The 17,810-nt window shown below is 41.1% G+C and carries 16 protein-coding genes; 13 read left to right on the top strand and 3 right to left on the bottom strand.

Going from position 1 to position 17,810, the window contains the following annotated elements:
* From C1E99_RS05285 to sufB, 3 genes are all read left to right on the top strand, one after another.
* A complete protein-coding gene (locus tag C1E99_RS05285; protein ID WP_105206833.1) occupies nucleotides 1-1,224 on the top strand; it encodes a cysteine desulfurase in 1,224 nt (407 codons plus the stop codon).
* Nucleotides 1,211-1,651, top strand: a complete 441-nt coding sequence (gene sufU / locus C1E99_RS05280) for a Fe-S cluster assembly sulfur transfer protein SufU (protein WP_105206832.1) — start codon at nucleotides 1,211-1,213, stop codon at nucleotides 1,649-1,651. Before C1E99_RS05285 ends, sufU begins: the two co-directional genes overlap by 14 nt.
* 241 nt (nucleotides 1,652-1,892) lie before the next feature.
* Complete coding sequence (gene sufB / locus C1E99_RS05275; protein WP_105206859.1) at nucleotides 1,893-3,308, top strand: Fe-S cluster assembly protein SufB; 1,416 nt, start codon at nucleotides 1,893-1,895, stop codon at nucleotides 3,306-3,308.
* Between the two features lie 376 nt (nucleotides 3,309-3,684).
* Here sufB and pbp3 read toward each other — a convergent pair whose 3' ends face one another.
* Nucleotides 3,685-4,926, bottom strand: coding sequence for a D-alanyl-D-alanine carboxypeptidase PBP3 (gene pbp3, locus C1E99_RS05270; protein WP_105206831.1), 1,242 nt, complete (start codon nucleotides 4,924-4,926; stop codon nucleotides 3,685-3,687).
* A gap of 214 nt (nucleotides 4,927-5,140) precedes the next feature.
* Here pbp3 and C1E99_RS05265 point away from each other — a divergent pair, with 214 nt between their 5' ends.
* The 10 genes from C1E99_RS05265 (at nucleotide 5,141) to C1E99_RS05220 (ending at nucleotide 15,468) form a co-directional block, all read left to right on the top strand.
* Nucleotides 5,141-6,934, top strand: a complete 1,794-nt coding sequence (locus C1E99_RS05265) for an oligopeptide ABC transporter substrate-binding protein (protein ID WP_105206830.1) — start codon at nucleotides 5,141-5,143, stop codon at nucleotides 6,932-6,934.
* Nucleotides 6,935-7,207: 273 nt separating this feature from the next.
* Nucleotides 7,208-8,206, top strand: coding sequence for an ABC transporter ATP-binding protein (locus C1E99_RS05260; protein ID WP_029187384.1), 999 nt, complete (start codon nucleotides 7,208-7,210; stop codon nucleotides 8,204-8,206).
* Nucleotides 8,207-8,208: 2 nt separating this feature from the next.
* A complete protein-coding gene (locus C1E99_RS05255) occupies nucleotides 8,209-9,150 on the top strand; it encodes an ATP-binding cassette domain-containing protein (RefSeq protein ID WP_029942771.1) in 942 nt (313 codons plus the stop codon).
* A gap of 1 nt (nucleotide 9,151) precedes the next feature.
* Nucleotides 9,152-10,108: an oligopeptide ABC transporter permease gene (opp4B, locus tag C1E99_RS05250; protein ID WP_105206829.1), complete on the top strand. Its 957-nt coding sequence runs from the start codon at nucleotides 9,152-9,154 to the stop codon at nucleotides 10,106-10,108.
* A 13-nt stretch (nucleotides 10,109-10,121) separates the two neighbouring features.
* Nucleotides 10,122-11,024: an ABC transporter permease gene (locus C1E99_RS05245; RefSeq protein ID WP_029187387.1), complete on the top strand. Its 903-nt coding sequence runs from the start codon at nucleotides 10,122-10,124 to the stop codon at nucleotides 11,022-11,024.
* A gap of 124 nt (nucleotides 11,025-11,148) precedes the next feature.
* Nucleotides 11,149-11,514 carry an Asp23/Gls24 family envelope stress response protein gene (locus C1E99_RS05240; protein WP_105206828.1) on the top strand — a complete coding sequence of 122 codons (366 nt, stop codon included), beginning with the start codon at nucleotides 11,149-11,151 and terminating at the stop codon, nucleotides 11,512-11,514.
* A gap of 2 nt (nucleotides 11,515-11,516) precedes the next feature.
* Nucleotides 11,517-13,181: a DAK2 domain-containing protein gene (locus C1E99_RS05235; RefSeq protein ID WP_105206827.1), complete on the top strand. Its 1,665-nt coding sequence runs from the start codon at nucleotides 11,517-11,519 to the stop codon at nucleotides 13,179-13,181.
* Between the two features lie 100 nt (nucleotides 13,182-13,281).
* Nucleotides 13,282-13,722 carry a tRNA (adenosine(37)-N6)-threonylcarbamoyltransferase complex ATPase subunit type 1 TsaE gene (gene tsaE / locus C1E99_RS05230; RefSeq protein WP_105206858.1) on the top strand — a complete coding sequence of 147 codons (441 nt, stop codon included), beginning with the start codon at nucleotides 13,282-13,284 and terminating at the stop codon, nucleotides 13,720-13,722.
* Entirely contained in the window at nucleotides 13,715-14,242 is a 528-nt protein-coding gene (locus C1E99_RS05225; protein ID WP_105106484.1) for a GNAT family N-acetyltransferase, read from the top strand. Before tsaE ends, C1E99_RS05225 begins: the two co-directional genes overlap by 8 nt.
* On the top strand, nucleotides 14,239-15,468 hold the full coding sequence (locus C1E99_RS05220; protein WP_105106483.1) for an LCP family protein: 1,230 nt from the start codon (nucleotides 14,239-14,241) through the stop codon (nucleotides 15,466-15,468). The genes C1E99_RS05225 and C1E99_RS05220 overlap by 4 nt, the downstream gene beginning before the upstream one ends.
* Nucleotides 15,469-16,080: 612 nt before the next feature.
* Here the strand turns inward: C1E99_RS05220 and C1E99_RS14665 are convergent.
* Together C1E99_RS14665 and cysK are read right to left on the bottom strand one after the other, a co-directional pair.
* Nucleotides 16,081-16,236: a hypothetical protein gene (locus tag C1E99_RS14665; RefSeq protein WP_161943136.1), complete on the bottom strand. Its 156-nt coding sequence runs from the start codon at nucleotides 16,234-16,236 to the stop codon at nucleotides 16,081-16,083.
* A gap of 450 nt (nucleotides 16,237-16,686) precedes the next feature.
* Nucleotides 16,687-17,613, bottom strand: coding sequence for a cysteine synthase A (gene cysK / locus C1E99_RS05215; protein ID WP_105106482.1), 927 nt, complete (start codon nucleotides 17,611-17,613; stop codon nucleotides 16,687-16,689).
* Nucleotides 17,614-17,810 lie beyond the last annotated feature (197 nt).

Below are 17,810 nucleotides of genomic sequence, written 5' to 3'. Positions count from 1 at the left end.
ATGGATTTGGAACGCATTCGCAAGGATTTTTCAATCTTAGACCAAGTTGTTAACGATGAGCCGCTGGTCTATTTGGACAATGCGGCGACCACTCAAAAACCGCAGCAGGTACTAGATGTGCTGGCGGATTATTACCAGAAGGACAATGCCAATGTTCACCGTGGCGTTCACACCCTTTCGGAACGGGCAACGGCTCGCTATGAGGCGGCTCGGCAGAAGGTGGCTGATTTTATCCAGGCCAAGTCTAGCAAGGAAATCCTCTTCACCAGAGGAACGACCACCAGTCTCAACTGGGTGTCCCGGTTTGCTAAGGAAGTTCTCCAGCCAGACCAGGAAGTGATTATCTCGGTGCAAGAGCACCACTCCAATATCATCCCTTGGCAGCAAGCCTGTCAGCAAACAGGTGCCAAGCTCCGCTATGTAACCCTAAAAGATGGCGAGTTGGATGTGGACAGCCTCAAGTCCATGCTCTCCGAAAAGACCAAGTTCGTCTCTCTAGCTCACGTATCCAATGTCCTAGGTGGCGTGGTTCCTATTGGGGAAATAGCAGAGCTGGTGCATCAAGTCGGTGCCTACTTGGTGGTGGACGGAGCACAGTCAGTTCCCCACATGGCCGTCAACGTGCAAGAATTAGACGTGGATTTCTATGCCTTTTCGGGTCATAAAATGTTAGGACCGACAGGAATTGGCGTTCTCTACGGCAAGGAAGAATTGCTCAATCTCATGTCGCCAGTTGAATTCGGCGGTGAGATGATTGACTTTGTCTATGAGCAGTCAGCCACTTGGAAGGAATTGCCTTGGAAGTTTGAGGCAGGAACGCCCAATATTGCAGGTGCCATTGGTCTGGGAGCAGCCATTGATTACCTGACCGAAATTGGTATGGACGCTATCCAGGCCCACGAGGCAGAGCTGGTTGACTATGTCTTTCCAAAATTGCAGGCTATTCCAGGCTTGACCATTTATGGTAGTCAGGACCTGTCCAAGCGGACGGGAGTTATTGCCTTTAACTTGGACGACTTGCATCCACACGATGTAGCAACTGCTCTGGACTATGAAGGTGTTGCTGTGCGGGCAGGCCACCATTGTGCCCAACCGCTTCTCAGATATTTGCAGGTGCCTGCTACTGTACGAGCAAGTTTTTACATTTACAATACCAAGGCTGACTGTGATAAGTTGGTCGAGGCAATCATCAAGACAAAGGAGTTTTTCAATGGCCCTATCTAGATTAGATTCTCTTTATATGGCAGTTGTGTCTGAACACTCCAAGTCGCCTCGTCACCGCGGGAGCTTGGACGGAGTGGAAAAGTTAGAGCTCCACAACCCAACCTGTGGCGATGTGATTGAACTATCAGTCAAGATTGAAAATGATGTGATTACCGATATTGCTTTTGACGGAGTTGGGTGTACCATTTCAACCGCCTCGGCATCCATGATGACTGAAGCAGTGCTTGGCAAAGAAATCAGTCAGATTCAAGAACTAGCAGAAATCTTCTCACAAATGGTCCAAGGCCAAGAAGACCCACGCCAGAAGGAACTAGGGGACGCCTCTCTCCTTGCAGGTGTCGCCAAATTTCCTCAACGCATCAAATGTGCCACATTACCGTGGAATGCCCTGAAGAAAGCAATCGAACGAAGTGAGAGTGCTAACTGAGCATCAATATAGTCATTTAGTTTTTCTTTTATTACTTCGTTAACTCGCTTTGCCGTACTCCAGTACTGTCTGCAGCTCGTTGCCTAGTACTAAAAGTAAACTAAAAGACTATAAATAAACAAAAAATGAAAATCATACAGAAAGGATTGTTCAGTTTCTGATTGGAATTGAACAGGCCCAGCAAGCTTTGAAGAAAGCGTAACTGCTATTTTCATACTTTTTGGGCTTAGTATCTTATATTATGTCAGAAGAAAGAATTGAACCAACCCCGATTGACCTTGGGGAATACAAATTCGGTTTCCATGATGAAAACGTGGAACTGGTGGCTTCGACTGGTAAGGGCTTGAGCGAAGAAGTCATTCGTGAAATGTCCCGTATCAAAGGCGAGCCTGAATGGATGTTGGAATTCCGTTTGAAATCCTATGAAACCTTCAAGAAAATGCCGATGCAGACTTGGGGAGCAGACCTGTCTGAACTGGATTTTGATGATATTGTTTACTATCAAAAACCGTCAGATAAACCAGCACGGAGCTGGGACGATGTGCCAGACAAAATCAAAGAAACCTTTGAACGCATCGGTATTCCAGAAGCTGAGCGTGCCTACCTGGCAGGAGCTTCTGCCCAGTACGAATCAGAAGTAGTCTACCACAATATGAAAGAAGAGTACGACAAGCACGGCATTATCTTTACAGATACCGACACGGCTCTCAAGGAACATCCAGAACTCTTCAAAAAATACTTTGGAAAACTTGTTCCGCCGTCAGATAACAAACTGGCTGCCCTCAACTCAGCGGTTTGGTCAGGTGGCACCTTTATCTACGTACCAAAAGGTGTTAAGTTGGATATTCCGTTGCAAACCTACTTCCGTATCAACAACGAAGGAACAGGTCAGTTTGAACGCACCCTTATCATCGTAGATGAAGGGGCAAGTGTTCACTATGTAGAAGGCTGTACAGCACCGACCTACTCAACGGCCAGCCTCCACGCAGCTATTGTGGAAATCATTGCCCACGAAGGTGCCTACATGCGTTATACCACTATTCAAAACTGGTCAGATAACGTTTATAACCTAGTAACCAAGCGTGCCCGTGCTGAGAAAAATGCCACAGTTGAGTGGATTGACGGAAACCTTGGAGCCAAGACGACTATGAAATACCCTGCGGTATACTTGGAAGGTGAAGGTGCTCGTGGTACCATGTTGTCAATAGCTTTTGCCAATAAAGGACAAGTCCAAGATACCGGTGCTAAGATGATTCACAATGCACCACGGACATCGTCCTCAATTGTATCCAAATCCATTGCCCGTGGCGGTGGAGAAGTCAACTACCGTGGCCAAGTAACCTTTGCTAAAAAATCAGCCAAGTCAATCAGCCACATCGAGTGTGACACCATTATTATGGATGATATCTCCAAATCAGATACCATCCCATTCAATGAAATCCACAACTCACAAGTGGCCCTCGAACACGAAGCCAAAGTATCAAAAATCTCCGAAGAACAGCTCTACTACCTCATGAGTCGTGGCCTATCCGAGTCCGAAGCTACAGAGATGATTGTCATGGGCTTTGTCGAACCATTCACAAAAGAACTCCCAATGGAATACGCAGTCGAACTCAACAGACTGATTGCATATGAAATGGAGGGGTCAGTAGGATAAAAATAGTCTGGGAGACTATTTTTATCCTACTGGCGTCGCTTCCTGTAAGGAAGCGATATGTAATAAGGAGTTTCGCAGAAACTCTCTCCAACCGAGGTTGGAGATAAGGAGCGACGGAAGTCGCTCTTCTTTATAAATTGACAAATGGAATTGTTACCTTCCACGCTCGTCGATTTCTGTAAGAAAACGATATGTAATAAGGAGTCCGGTAGGAACTCTCACCAACTTACTCTCCAACCGAGGTGGGAGATAGGGAGTAGCGAATGCTACTCTACATTAAAATACCAACGCTCGTTGGAAATAGAGAGCGACGGGAGTCGCTCTTCTTTGTAATCGTATAAAAATAGTATGCCGAATGATTTTCGGCATACTATTTTTATAATTTTTCGTTGACAAAGCGGACAAATTGGTTCCACCAGGAGATGGGCCAAGCAGCTTCCTTCATATCGTTGGCTAATACCATGTCTACCGAGGCTTGATCCTCGATATAACCTTTTCCGATTAAATCTTGGTCATTCAATTGCAGTTTACCGATGTAGGTTCCAGCTGTTAACGGTGCATCAATCTCTGTCAGTTCACTCGTAAAAGTAGCAGTGACGGTTTTGTCTGTTTGGTTTCGCTTAACGACATAGAGGTCGGCAGCAGCAACTACTGGAGCACTTTCTTTTTCACCATTGAAAACCTTTATATGACTATTTTCAAACACTTCACCCTGTTTTACTAAAGGTTGAACGGAGAAATTTGCATAAACATAATTCATAAGATTATTTGTTTCGACAAAACGGTTATCAGGTGAGGTCAGACCATCTGTGGCATTCAGCACCACGGTAATAATTCTCATACCGGCTTGGTTTGTTGTCGCAACAAAACTTGATCCAGCTGAATCAGACGTTCCAGTTTTTAGTCCATCAACACCACCGCGAGCATGGGTGCCTTCGCTTAACATTTGGTTGGTGTTGTAATAGGTTATACCACCAAAATCATAGGCATTTAGAGAGGTAATATCTAGTACCTGTGGAAAGTCGAGGATTAATCGTCTGGCAATGATTGCAACGTCAAGGGCTGAAAACATGTTTACATCCTCTGGACTGGATCCTGGATAGATGTTTTCACCCAGATCGGAGTTATCAAGACCGGAGACATTGACAATTTTAACATCTTTTATTCCCCACTCTTCGACCTTTGTCTTCATACGATCGACAAATGCAGCTTCACTCCCAGCAATTTTTTCAGCTAAGGCAATCATTGCACTGTTTGAAGAATTGATGAGAGAGGCATTTAATAGGTCGCGCACAGAATACGATCTTGCATCTAAATTTACATTACTGAGTTCCGTGTTTGTTGTGAGACTGTAGGGATAGTCAGAAATGTCTACCATAGTATCAAGAGTGATCTCGCCTTTTCCTATTGCTTCATAGACTAAGTAGGCACTGAGGAGTTTGCTGATTGATGCGACACTTGCTTTTGTTTCGGAATCTTGTTCATAAAGAATTTTTCCAGAATTTACTTCGATAGCAATAGCATGCTTGGCAGCCACAGAAAAATCATCAGCCAATACAGGGCGAATCCCAAAGGTTAGTGAGAAAAATGTAAATAAAAGTAGTATAATTTTGCGCATAAAGATTCCTTCTGAATTTAATCTATCCCATTATAACACAAGAAATCTAAGAAAAATAAGGAAAAGAATTGCAAAAAAATAGAAAATAATGAAAATTTATGTTTTTACAAAATTTTCTGACAAAAAGACTTTATTTAAGAAAATTTTATGATATAATAAGTTTCATAACGACATAAGATTATGTGTCATAGAAAAAGAAAAACAGAGGTGTTTTATGAAAAAGACAACAAAACTCTTTGCTCTAGCAGGTATTACTCTTTTATCTGCATCTGTTTTGGCAGCTTGTGGCTCTAAGTCATCTTCTAGCTCACAAAAACAAGAATTATCATTCCCGTCAGAAGTGAAACAAGATGGTTCAGCTGTTGCGGACGCACAATTGAAATACGCGTTGGTGTCAGCTACAACTTCATCTGGTCTCTTGATTGACGAATTGACTGAAAATACAATCGATTCAACATTTGGTGGAATGGTTGATATTTCAATGTTCGGTTACGATGGAGATCGTAAGTTGGATGATTCAGGTCTTGCAAAAGCTGAGTTTGATGTAGAAGGCAAGAAAATCACTGTTAGCTTGACTGGTAAAGACTACAAGTGGTCTGATGGTCAGCCATTTACTATCAATGACTACATTTTCACTATCAAGTCAATGGCAAGCAAAGACTATACTGGTGTCCGTTTTGATGACAAATTCTTGAACATTGAAGGTATGCAGGAATTTGTTGACGGAAAAGCGTCAGACATCTCTGGTATTAAGAAAGTTGACGACTACACAGTAGAATTGACTGTGAAAGAAATGTCACCTTCTATGATGTATGCCGGTGGTGATGTACCTGCCTATATCCAACCAGAACATATCTATAAAGACATTCCTGTTGCAGATTGGGAAAAGAGCGAGTACTCACGTACAGCTAAACTTGTTGGTATGGGACCTTGGAAAATCAAGGAAATCGTAAACGGTGAGTCTATCACTTACGTACCAAACGAATACTTCTTCAAAGGTACAACGCCAAAAACAAGTTCATTGAAGATTGATATCGTATCTCCTGATACTATCGTTTCTGAAATGAAGGCTGGTAACTACGATATCGCAGATATGCCTGTTGATCAATTGGATTCATACAAAGATGCTTCTAACTTGAACATCGTTGGATCTTTGGATTCAGTTTACGAATATATTTCATTCAACCTTGGTAAATATGACGAAGCTGCTGGCAAGAACGTTATGGATGAGAATGCTAAGATGAATGATGTGAATCTTCGTCAAGCGATTGCCTATGCTATTGATACCAAGACAGCAGGCGAGTCATTGTACAATGGTCTTTACCACCCAGCTAACTCATTGATCATCTCATTCTTCGGTGATATCCATGATTCTGAATTGGAAGGATACACATACGATCCAGAAAAAGCTAAGAAACTCTTGGACGAAGCTGGCTATAAAGATGTAGATGGCGATGGAATCCGTGAAGGCAAAGATGGTAAAGAATTCAAGATTACCTTTGCAGCTCGTAAACGTACTGAAGCTAACGAAGCCCTTGTACAACAGTACATTGCTTGGTGGAAAGAAGTCGGCTTGAACGTTGAATTGTACACAGGTCGTACAGTTGAAATCAACTCATTCTACGATGCACTTCAAGCGAACGATCCTGCTATCGATATGTATGCTGGTGGCTGGTCTACTGGTTACGATCCAAACCCAACAGGTACTTGGGGTCCTATCGCTGCCTTCAACATGTCACGTTTCGTATCTGAAGAAAATACAAAATTGTTGGATGCTATTAGCTCTACCGATTCATTCGATGAAGAAACAAACATCAAAAACTACAAAGCATGGCAACAATACGCTCATGAGCAAGCATTTGCGATTCCAACATTTGAGTCTGAGTCAATTACTGCGCTTAACAAACGCGTGAAAAACTATGATTCAAACTATGGTTCAGCTTCAGGTAAGGGTATTGCTCTTGAAAATATCGAATTGACTGCTGACAAAGGTGTAGCTGCAGAATAATATTAGCAGATAACAATAGAATCTGAAAAAGCCAACTTGGTTGGCTTTTTTCAGATTGCTATTGGAATTTTCAGATAATTATGGTATAGTAGAACCAGTACACAAAAATGATATATATTATTTTTGAATGTTTAGTAAACGTTATCAAACTCTATATGGACTTGGTAGGTTTGTTAAAGAAGATTTAAAAAGGTCACTTTCCACATACCGAAAGGTACTTGACTCGAACGATGAATGAAGTTGGGATAGCTGACGAACAAAGGAGGAAAAAGCGTGGCTACTGAAAAACCGCTTTTAGACATTAAGGATTTACACGTTGGATTCCGCATCGGAGATGACTATTTTGATGCAGTCGATGGTGTTGATATTTCCTTACAAAAGAATGAAATTTTAGCAATTGTTGGGGAATCTGGCTGTGGTAAGTCAACGTTGGCAACAACTATTATGGGTTTGCACAATCCATTGAATACTAAAATTACAGGCAGCATCCAGTACAATGATATGGAATTGATTGGAATGGATGAAGCCAAGTATAACACAGTACGTGGTAACGATATTGGTATGATTTTCCAGGATCCCTTGGCTTCTTTAAATCCATTGATGACCATTGGTGCACAGATTGACGAGGCCTTATTCTACCATACAGACTTGGATGCCAATGCCCGTACGGAGCGTGTTTTGGAATTGTTGGCTCAAGTAGGTATTCCGAATCCTAAGCGTACCTTTAAGCAGTATCCACATGAACTTTCAGGTGGTATGCGTCAGCGTATTATTATTGCGATGGCTCTTTCTTGTAAACCACCGATTATTATTGCGGATGAGCCAACTACAGCCTTGGACGTTACCATTCAGGCACAGATTTTGGACCTTTTGAATGATATTCAGGCTGAAACAGGTTCAGGTATTATCTTGATTACCCACGATTTGGGTGTAGTAGCAGAAACGGCAGACCGTGTAGCAGTTATGTATGGTGGTCAGTTTGTCGAAGTAGCTCCCGTTGAGGAACTCTTTACCAATCCAAAACATCCATATACTCGTTCACTCTTGAAGTCAAATCCACAATCTGGTAGTGAAGGTGGCGAATTGCACGTAATTGATGGAATTGTACCGCCAATTACGAAGATGTTGCGTAAGGGTTGTCGTTTTGCACCACGTATTCCGTGGATTGATGCAGCAGCTCATGAAGAAAATCCAGTGATGCATGAGATTGGTCCTGACCATTTTGTGCGTTGTACATGTCATGAGACATTCTATTTTGAAGGGGAGGCCTAATAGTGGGATTTATTGAAGTAAAAGATTTAAAAGTCCATTATCCAATTCGTAGTGGCTTCTTTAACCGTGTCACAGACCATGTCTACGCTGTAGATGGTGTAAATATTGAAATTGAAGAAGGTAAGACCTATGGCTTGGTTGGTGAATCAGGTTCAGGTAAATCAACAATCGGTAAGGCAATTATTGGTTTGGAACGTGCTACTTCGGGACAAATCATCTATGAAGGGCAAAATGTAACCAATAAATCACGTGGTAAAAAAGGAAACTTTAACCGCGATGTGCAGATGATTTTCCAAGATTCACTTTCTAGTTTCAACCCTAAAAAGCGTATTTTAGACATTATTGCAGAGCCTATTCGTAACTTTGACCGTCTGTCTCCAGATGAGGAAAAGAAAAAGGTTCTTCAATTATTGGATACGATTGGTCTAAATGAAGAAGCTTTAATTAAATATCCGCATGAGTTTTCTGGTGGTCAGCGTCAGCGTATAGGCGTGGCACGTGCCTTGGCAAGTAATCCTCGTTTGATTATTGCCGATGAGCCTGTTTCTGCCTTAGACTTGTCTGTTCAAGCGCAGGTCTTGAACTACATGAAACGTATCCAGGATGAGTTCAAACTCAGTTATCTATTTATTTCCCATGACCTTGGTGTGGTACAACACATGTGTGATGAGTTGTTCATCATGTATCGTGGTCGTTTTGTAGAAACGGGAAATAAAAACGATATTTATAATAATCCCCAGCATATCTACACCAAACGTCTCCTATCAGCTATTCCGTCCATTGATCCAGTGAATCGCTTGAAAAATAAAGAGAAGCGTTTGGCTGCAGAAAAGGAGTACCAAGAAAAACAAGGTCAGTACTATGATGAAAACGGTCGTGTGTACGATTTGAAAGCTTTTTCAGCAACTCATCAAGTAGCCCTTCCAGAAGGAGGTAAGAACTAAGATGTGGAAAACAGTATTACGACGTTTACTCATGATGATTCCTCAGATTATCATTCTGAGTGTCATTGCATTCTTTGTTGCAAAAATGATGCCTGGTGATCCATTTACCGGTATGATTGACCCAAATATTGACCCTGCAATTATTGAACAAAAACGGATTGCAGCTGGATACTACGATCCAATACCTATTCAATATTTCCGCTGGGTGGGAAATCTCCTGCAGGGTGATTTTGGACAAAGTTTCCTCTTTAAACAACCAGTTATCGATGTGATTATGCAGCGTTTGAATAACACAATTTGGTTATCATTGCTTACCATGATTTTGACCTATGCTATTGCCCTTCCTTTAGGTATGATTGCGGGTCGTTATCAAAATTCACTTGCTGATAAAATCATTGGTGTTTATAATTTCTTGACTTTCTCAACTCCAACTTTTGTATTTGCAATTTTGATGCTCTGGTTATTTGGTTTTAGTTTAGGATGGTTCCCAACACGTGGCTCTATCGGTGGTGGGGTAGAAGGATTTGCAGCTATATTAAGTCGTCTCCATCATATGATTTTGCCGGCGATTACGATGGCGATTTTGTCAACAACAGTTACTATCCAATATCTTCGTACAGGTATTATTGATGCCAAGAGCCAGGACTATGTCCGTACAGCTCGTGCTAAAGGTGTGCCGGAACGCGTGGTATACAACCGTCACATTTTCCGTAACTCTATTTTGCCTATTGCATCATTCTTGGGTTACGAATTGACAGGTTTGATTGGTGGATCTATTTTTATCGAAAATATCTTTACCTATCCTGGTATTGGTCAATTGTTCTTCAACTCTATCTCAAGCCGTGATTACAGTGTCATCTTGGCCCTCTTGTTAATCTTTGGTATGGGAACTTTGTTGGGAACTTTGATTTCAGATATTATCATGAGTATTGTAGATCCACGTATCCGTGTGAAATAGAAGGAGGAGTAAGGTGAGTAAAGAAAATAAAAAACAAGTACAATCAGCTTCAACTCCTCCAGGTGGTTTTCGTGTCATTGCACGAGAATTTATGAAGGATAAGCTGGCTTTGACTTCATTGATTATCTTGGTAACAGTTCTTTTAGGTGTTTTCATTGGAGCATTGATTTTAGATCAAGAACAAGTGATGAAAGTCAATCTTTTAGGGCGTTATTTGGAACCAGGAGTTGATGGTTATATCTTAGGAACCGATGAAGGTGGTAAAGATATCTTTGGCCAGTTGATTATCGGTGCCCGTAATTCGATTATTATTGGTTTTACCATTACTATTATTACTAGTATTGTTGGTATCTCAGTTGGTCTAATCTCAGGTTATTATGGTGGTCGTTTAGACGGTTTCTTGATGCGAATTGTAGATTTCATTATGATTTTGCCAGTAACCATGCTTATTATTGTTTTTGTAACAGTAATTAAAAACTACACCATCTATCACTTTATTTTGATTATGAGTGCCTTTTATTGGACAGCCAAGGCCCGTCTCTTCCGTACAAGAACCTTGTCAGAGGCAAGCTTGGATTATGTCAATGCATCCAAAACACTTGGAACAAGCGACTTTATGATTATGTTCCGTGAGATTTTGCCAAACTTGAGTTCTTTGATTATTGTCAACTTGACCCTCAATTTTGCCGGTAACATCGGTATCGAAACTTCGTTGACTTATTTAGGATTCGGTCTTCCATCAACAGTTCCAAGTTTGGGTACTTTGATTTCAAATGCTCGTAACGCAGACATTTTGGAAAACAAGACTTGGATTTGGTTGCCAGCGGCTATCTTTATCCTTGTTATGATGCTTTGTATCAACTACGTTGGTCAGGCTTTCCAACGTGCTGCAGATGCAAAACAACGTTTAGGGTAAACAAAAATTTTGAGTTCCTTCGGGAACTCTTTTTCTGTCCCTTTCAGCTGTCACAAGCTTGTTTTTTACAGAATCTGGAAAATGTGGTAAAATGGAGTGATAAAACTATTTGAGGTAAGGAATTATGACTGTAAAAATCAATACAAAAGACGGCCAGATTGAATTGACTGATGAAGTGATTGCCACAGTTGTCGGTGGTGCTACGACTGAGATTTTCGGTGTTGTCGGTATGGCTAGTAAGTCTGCGATTAAGGATAATTTTCAGGCACTTTTGCGCAAAGAAAATTATTCTAAGGGTGTTGTCATTAAGACCTTGGAAGATGGTCGCATTGCAGTCGACGTTTACACTGTTATGAGTTACGGTGTGAAAATCAGTGAAGTATCTCGCAATATCCAAGAACGAGTGAAGTTCAACTTGGAAAATCAATTGGGTATCTCTGTTGATGCCGTTAATGTTTTTATCCAAAATATTAAAGTCGTAGGAGAATAATTGTGTCTAAAATTACAACAAGTTTATTTCAAGAAATGGTGCAGGCAGCATCTACTCGTCTGAATAAACAAGCTGAATATGTAAACTCTTTGAACGTCTTCCCGGTACCAGATGGCGATACTGGAACTAACATGGGCATGACCATTACAAATGGTGCCAAAGAAGTGGCAGATAAGCCAGCAAATACAGTTGGTGAAGCTGCTCAAATCTTGTCAAAAGGTTTGCTTATGGGTGCTCGTGGAAACTCTGGCGTTATTACCTCACAATTGTTCCGAGGTTTTGGTCAATCTGTCAAAGGCAAGGTTGAATTGGATGGTAAAGACTTGGCACAAGCCTTCCAACATGGTGTGGAAGTGGCTTATAAGGCCGTTATGAAGCCAGTTGAAGGAACCATCTTGACGGTTTCTCGTGGGGCAGCCACTGCCGCTTTGAAAAAAGCAGAAGAAACTGATGATGCTGTGGAAGTAATGCGTGCGACACTTGAAGGTGCCAATCGTGCCCTCAAGAAAACACCTGAGATGCTTCCAGTCTTGAAAGAGGTTGGGGTTGTTGATTCGGGTGGCCAGGGTCTGGTCTACATCTACGAAGGCTTCTTGTCAGCTTTGACAGGTGAGTACATTGCGTCAGAGGATTTTGAAGCAACTCCAGCTGTTATGTCTGAGATGATCAATGCTGAGCACCACAAGTCAGTTGCAGGTCATGTAGCGACTGAGGATATTACCTATGGTTACTGTACAGAAATCATGGTAGCTCTTCGTCAAGGCCCTACTTATGTGAAGGACTTTGATTATGAAGAATTCCGCAACTATCTGAATGACCTTGGGGATTCTCTCCTAGTTGTCAACGATGATGAAATCGTTAAAGTCCATGTCCATACAGAAGATCCAGGTTTGGTCATGCAGGCAGGTCTTCAATATGGTAGCTTGGTCAAGGTAAAAGTGGACAACATGCGTGAGCAACATGAAGCGCAGGTTGAGAAAGAAGAAGCTTTCCAAAAACCAGCTGAGCAAAAAGAATACGGCATTATTGCTGTTGCGGCAGGCGAGGGATTGACAGAAATCTTCAAATCACAAGGCGTTGACTATGTGATCTCAGGTGGTCAGACCATGAACCCATCAACAGAAGATTTTGTCAATGCTATTGAATTGGTCAATGCCCGCAATGTCATTTTGTTGCCAAATAACAAGAACATCTTGATGGCGGCTCAGACTGCAGCAGAAGTTGCGGAAGTTGCAGTTAAGGTTGTGGAAACCAAGACTCTACCACAAGGTTTCACTAGCTTGCTTGCCTTTGATCCAAGTCGTGATTTGGAAAGTAACTTTGAGGCTATGACGGCATCTCTTGCAGAGGTGAAAAGCGGTAGCGTGACAACTGCAGTCCGTGACACAACCATCGATGGTCTTGAAATCCATGAAAATGACAACCTTGGTATGGTTGATGGCAAGATTGTGGTTTCTAATCCAGATATGATGGAGACGCTTGTTGCTACATTTGAGAAAATGCTCGATGAAGACAGCGAAATCGTGACGATTTATATCGGTGAAGATGGTGATGAAGAATTGGCTCAAACTCTTGCTGAACAGCTAGAAGAACAATTTGAAGATGTCGAGGTCGAAATTCATCAAGGAAATCAACCAGTCTACCCATATCTTTTCAGCGTAGAATAAACAAAATCGCAGGCTCTGGCTTGCGATTTTTTCTATCGATTTGTCTACAAATTCCAGTAGACCTATGACAAAGCTAGATGGCTATGGTATAATGATAGACATGTATAGTCATAATGAAAATGAATTGATTGCCATTGGTAAGCGAATAGGCAAGGCTTGTAAAGTTAACCAGGTACTAGTCTTATCAGGTGATTTAGGAGCTGGCAAAACGACCCTGACCAAAGGATTGGCTAAAGGCTTAGAAATTGACCAGATGATAAAAAGTCCAACCTATACGATTGTACGAGAGTATGAGGGGCGCATGCCACTCTATCATTTGGATGTTTATCGGATTGGTGATGACCCAGATTCCATTGATCTGGATGATTTTCTCTATGGTGGTGGTGTGACGGTTATCGAATGGGGCGAATTGTTGGATGCTAGTCTTTTGGATGACTATTTGCTCATTCGGATTGAAAAAGAGGGTGACGGTCGTCGTCTGACATTTGAAGCTCATGGCCTGACTAGTCTAGTCTTAGCAGAGGAAATTCAAAATGTCTAAAAAGGAAATATATTTCAGCGAGGCTGAACCAGCCGATGCGGTAGCCTTTATTGATTTTATGAATCAAGTGGCTAGAGAAACGGACTATCTGGTTATGGATGAGACAGGATTTCGCTTTAGTCCCGAAGAAATGGAAAGGATTTTTGAAGCGAGTATTGAAAATCCTGGTGAACTGTGCCTGCTGGCCAAAGTTGGTTCAGAAGTGATTGGTGCCATCTCTGTTAAGTCCTCTAAGCAGTTTCGGATTAGTCATATTGGAAATATTTTCATTGCGGTTAAAAAAGCTTATTGGGGGCATGGAATTGGCACTATTTTGCTAGATGAAGTGATTCATTGGGCAGAAGAAATGGATGTCTTGAAACGATTGGAATTGACGGTTCAGGTCCGCAATCAAGCAGCAGTCCATTTATACCAGAAACTTGGTTTTAGAATTGAAGGTACTCAAGTAAGAGGAGCTAGAACAGATGAAGGAGAATGGCTTGACCTTTACTATATGGGCAGGCTGATCGGTGAAGTATGACAATTGGAAAAAAAATAGTTTTAATGGCTTTGGCAATTGTAGGATTGACGCTTGGAGCTGGCTTGATCTATGGTGCGAGTTTATTGAATTTCTCTACGGATATTATTTCAAAAACCTTTAAACAGCTTGATGGTGAAGACGAAGTGAAACCAATCGATGCAACAGAACCATTGACCATACTTTTGATGGGTGTGGATATGGACCAGGCAACTCGTGGAGGTGATTGGAAAGAAGGACGTAGTGATTCAATGATCTTGGTCACGGTAAATCCGCAGACAAAAGAAACCACTATGATGAGCTTGACGCGAGACATTATGGTTGAAATTGCGGAGGCGAACGGGGAATCCAGTGGAACAATTGAGAAATTAAATCATTCCTATAGCTATGGACAAGCTCCAATGGCAATCGCAACCATTGAGAAAATGATGGATGTCAATATTGACCGCTATATCGAAATTAATATGGATGGTCTAGTAGAGCTTGTCGATGCAGTTGGTGGGATTGAGGTCAATAACACACTGGGCTTCCCTATCTCCATCTCAGAGTATGAGCCAGCCTATACAGCTATTGTACCAACAGGTAAACAATTGGTGAATGGTGATCAGGCTCTTGTATATGCTCGGATGCGTTACGATGATCCTGAAGGAGACATCGGTCGTCAACGGCGTCAACGTGAAGTTATTACAGCCATTGTTAAAAAGCTCTTGCAATTGGATGGAATGTCTCAATATAAGAAAATTTTGAAGGCCATTTCCAATAATATGAGAACCAATATTGAAATAACGACAGCAACAATTCCAAGTTTGCTGGGTTATCGTGATTCAATCGGAAATTTGCAGTCCTACCAGTTGAGAGGTATGGATGAGTTAGTTAATGAGGTCTACTATCAATTACCACCAAGTCAGCATTTATTGGATATGCAAAACATTTTGAAAAAATCTATTGGCCTAGAAGAATCGACAGACTTGGTAACAAACGTTAAAGTGTACGAAGCGCAAATGGGAATTCCAACTCCGATTAACATTTATAATGCCTTTACCGATTTATTAGAAGTAGAAGCAAGTCCAGGTGTAGAAGCGTTTGACATAGAAGCGATTACTGGAACAGCTGCTAGTGATCCTAGTGGTGTAAGTAGTACAATAAATACTAAATCTAATGATAATCAGGGAATTTCTACAGATACAATTGTCGGAACTAGTACACAAACAGAAACAAGTAATCAGTAAATGTGCTGTTGGCTAGTTCTCGACATTCTTGAGTAAGGATTTTAACTGATATAAAACCATTCCCGCTTTTGGAGCTCATGGAGTAAATGAGGAAAGTTTTTGGCCCTTTATCTAGAGTAGTGAGTGACAATTAACGTTCTAGATGGTGGGAACAGTCTACCGTACCTTACATAGTTCGTGTTAGCATCTCAGCATAGACGGTATTGGTTAGCTACTGATCAGTTTCTGTTGTTATAGATAAGTTGCCTTTGTTCAAACCATCGTTTGCTGGTTTGTTATAATTTTTTAGTCAACCTTCTCTCGAAAAAATCATTAAATATTTTGAACAGTTCCCTTTCTAGTAGACAATGAAAAAATGAAAGATATTAAGTACCTGATTCCTGAACTATAGAGGAGTCAGGTTTTTTATTTGGCTGGATGGATCTTGGTCTTATCTAAGAATCTGTCTAGTCTCGGCGACGGTTTTATTGTTGGATGGAGTTATACTTTTTTAGAAATCCTACCTCTATTCTAAACTATGATTTTGTTATTCCAGTTGCTTGATATTGAGCTGGGATTCTTCAGCCTCAGTGAGATGCGGATTGTTTTCCATTCCCTCTCCGCACCGATTTATTAGTCTTTGTGAGTCATTTCCTTCCAATCATCCGTATATGAGAATATGCTTGTCGGTAATCGTTCGACAGCTATTTGATAGTCTTTCTCATGAGCAAGGGAGTGGTTGACAATCTTAACATGTTTTTCAAATGTTGTCTTACATCCTTTTTTCATGCGACTCATTCCTCTACTAGTAGTTTTCAATATCTTTATCAATAGTACAACTATTTATCCATGCTCTGAAAACATAATGACTAGAAATTCCATATTTTTCTGTCACACCTTGAGACTTCCCGATCAATTAAGATGGTCGGTGCTCTTAACTAACAACTAAGTGATTTCACTTTTTCCGAGTGATTGAAAACAATTTCTAGATTCTCAGAGACAAACTTTGGAATTCTTTTGGACATAGTAAAACTCCCTTCATAGTTTTCACTGAAATTTTTGTTTTTCACTGAAAACTATGAAGGGATTACAATACTTATGATATGATTGTTTTTATCATCTTTTTATATACGGCCACCTCTCGAAGTTAGCCAGAAAAAATCTAACTATGAGACGATTCAAAATGCGATAACAAAATGATTGATTTAATAATTTTGATAGAAAGAGCAAACTAAATTTTTAATTATCAAATTCGTAGAGGGCAGTAGACAAGTACCGTTCACCGTTATCTGCTAAAATAGCCAATACTTTTTTACCGGCTCCCAATTCCTTCGCAACTTCAATAGCTGCGTGAATTGCTGCTCCAGATGAAATACCCACAAGGAAACCTTCCTGTTCACCAATTGCTCGACCTGTTGCTAAAGCATCATCTGATTTAACACGAATAATGCCATCATAGGCTGCTGTATCCAGCGTATCAGGAATGAAACCAGCTGAAATTCCTTGAATCTTGTGTGGACCAGGTGCTTCACCAGATAGGACTGCCGATTCATCAGCTTCTACGGCATAGATGGCGATGTTTGGGTTTGCAGCTTTTAATACATGCGAAACACCTGAAACAGTTCCACCAGTACCAACACCAGATACAAAGGCATCCAGACCAGTTGCCCCAAAATCTTCCAAAATTTCCTGTCCTGTTGTATCTTCGTGAACTTTTGGATTGGATGGATTAGCAAACTGGAATGGTACCCAGCCATTTTTTTCTTCCGCAATCTCTTTTGCCTTGGCAATAGCCCCCTTCATTCCCTCGCTACCAGGAGTTAAGACAAGCTCAGCTCCATAGGCTTGGATGATTTTACGACGCTCAATGCTCATGGTTTCAGGCATAACGATAATCACTTTATAGCCTTTTGCTGCCCCGACCCAAGCAAGACCGATACCAGTATTTCCGCTGGTTGGCTCGACAATGGTATCTCCAGGTTTGATTGTACCAGCCTTTTCAGCATCTTCAATCATAGCCAAGGCGATACGGTCTTTGACAGAAGAACCTGGGTTGAAAGCTTCCAATTTGACATAGACCTCAGCAGCTCCTTTAGGAACAATATTGTTCAGTTTGATAATCGGAGTTTTTCCAACTAGTTGCGTAATATTCTGATAAATAGCCATAAGGCACCTCCAAATAATGTTACTATTAGTATAAGTTAGAAAATGAAAAAAGTATAATATAAAAAAACTATCATAACGATAGTCTCAGATTGCAGACAAACATCGTTTTGGTGTTTGTCTTTTTTACTGTTTTTAGGGAAAAATAGCTGTTTTGGTGCTTAAACCACCTCATCTGGACAAAATAAAAAGGCCTTCTT

It is taken from the genome of Streptococcus suis, from assembly GCF_002964045.1.
Lineage (GTDB): Bacteria > Bacillota > Bacilli > Lactobacillales > Streptococcaceae > Streptococcus > Streptococcus suis_U.
The sequence above is the reverse complement of the archived record's forward strand: the minus strand, read 5'-3'. Positions and strand labels throughout refer to the sequence as shown.

Coding starts and splice junctions, on each gene's coding strand:
- C1E99_RS05285 (WP_105206833.1), top strand. CDS start 1: ATGGATTTGGAACGCATTCGCAAGGATTTTTCAATCTTAGACCAAGTT.
- sufU (WP_105206832.1), top strand. CDS start 1,211: ATGGCCCTATCTAGATTAGATTCTCTTTATATGGCAGTTGTGTCTGAA.
- sufB (WP_105206859.1), top strand. CDS start 1,893: ATGTCAGAAGAAAGAATTGAACCAACCCCGATTGACCTTGGGGAATAC.
- pbp3 (WP_105206831.1), bottom strand. CDS start 4,926: ATGCGCAAAATTATACTACTTTTATTTACATTTTTCTCACTAACCTTT.
- C1E99_RS05265 (WP_105206830.1), top strand. CDS start 5,141: ATGAAAAAGACAACAAAACTCTTTGCTCTAGCAGGTATTACTCTTTTA.
- opp4B (WP_105206829.1), top strand. CDS start 9,152: ATGTGGAAAACAGTATTACGACGTTTACTCATGATGATTCCTCAGATT.
- C1E99_RS05240 (WP_105206828.1), top strand. CDS start 11,149: ATGACTGTAAAAATCAATACAAAAGACGGCCAGATTGAATTGACTGAT.
- tsaE (WP_105206858.1), top strand. CDS start 13,282: ATGTATAGTCATAATGAAAATGAATTGATTGCCATTGGTAAGCGAATA.
- C1E99_RS05225 (WP_105106484.1), top strand. CDS start 13,715: ATGTCTAAAAAGGAAATATATTTCAGCGAGGCTGAACCAGCCGATGCG.
- C1E99_RS05220 (WP_105106483.1), top strand. CDS start 14,239: ATGACAATTGGAAAAAAAATAGTTTTAATGGCTTTGGCAATTGTAGGA.
- C1E99_RS14665 (WP_161943136.1), bottom strand. CDS start 16,236: ATGAAAAAAGGATGTAAGACAACATTTGAAAAACATGTTAAGATTGTC.
- cysK (WP_105106482.1), bottom strand. CDS start 17,613: ATGGCTATTTATCAGAATATTACGCAACTAGTTGGAAAAACTCCGATT.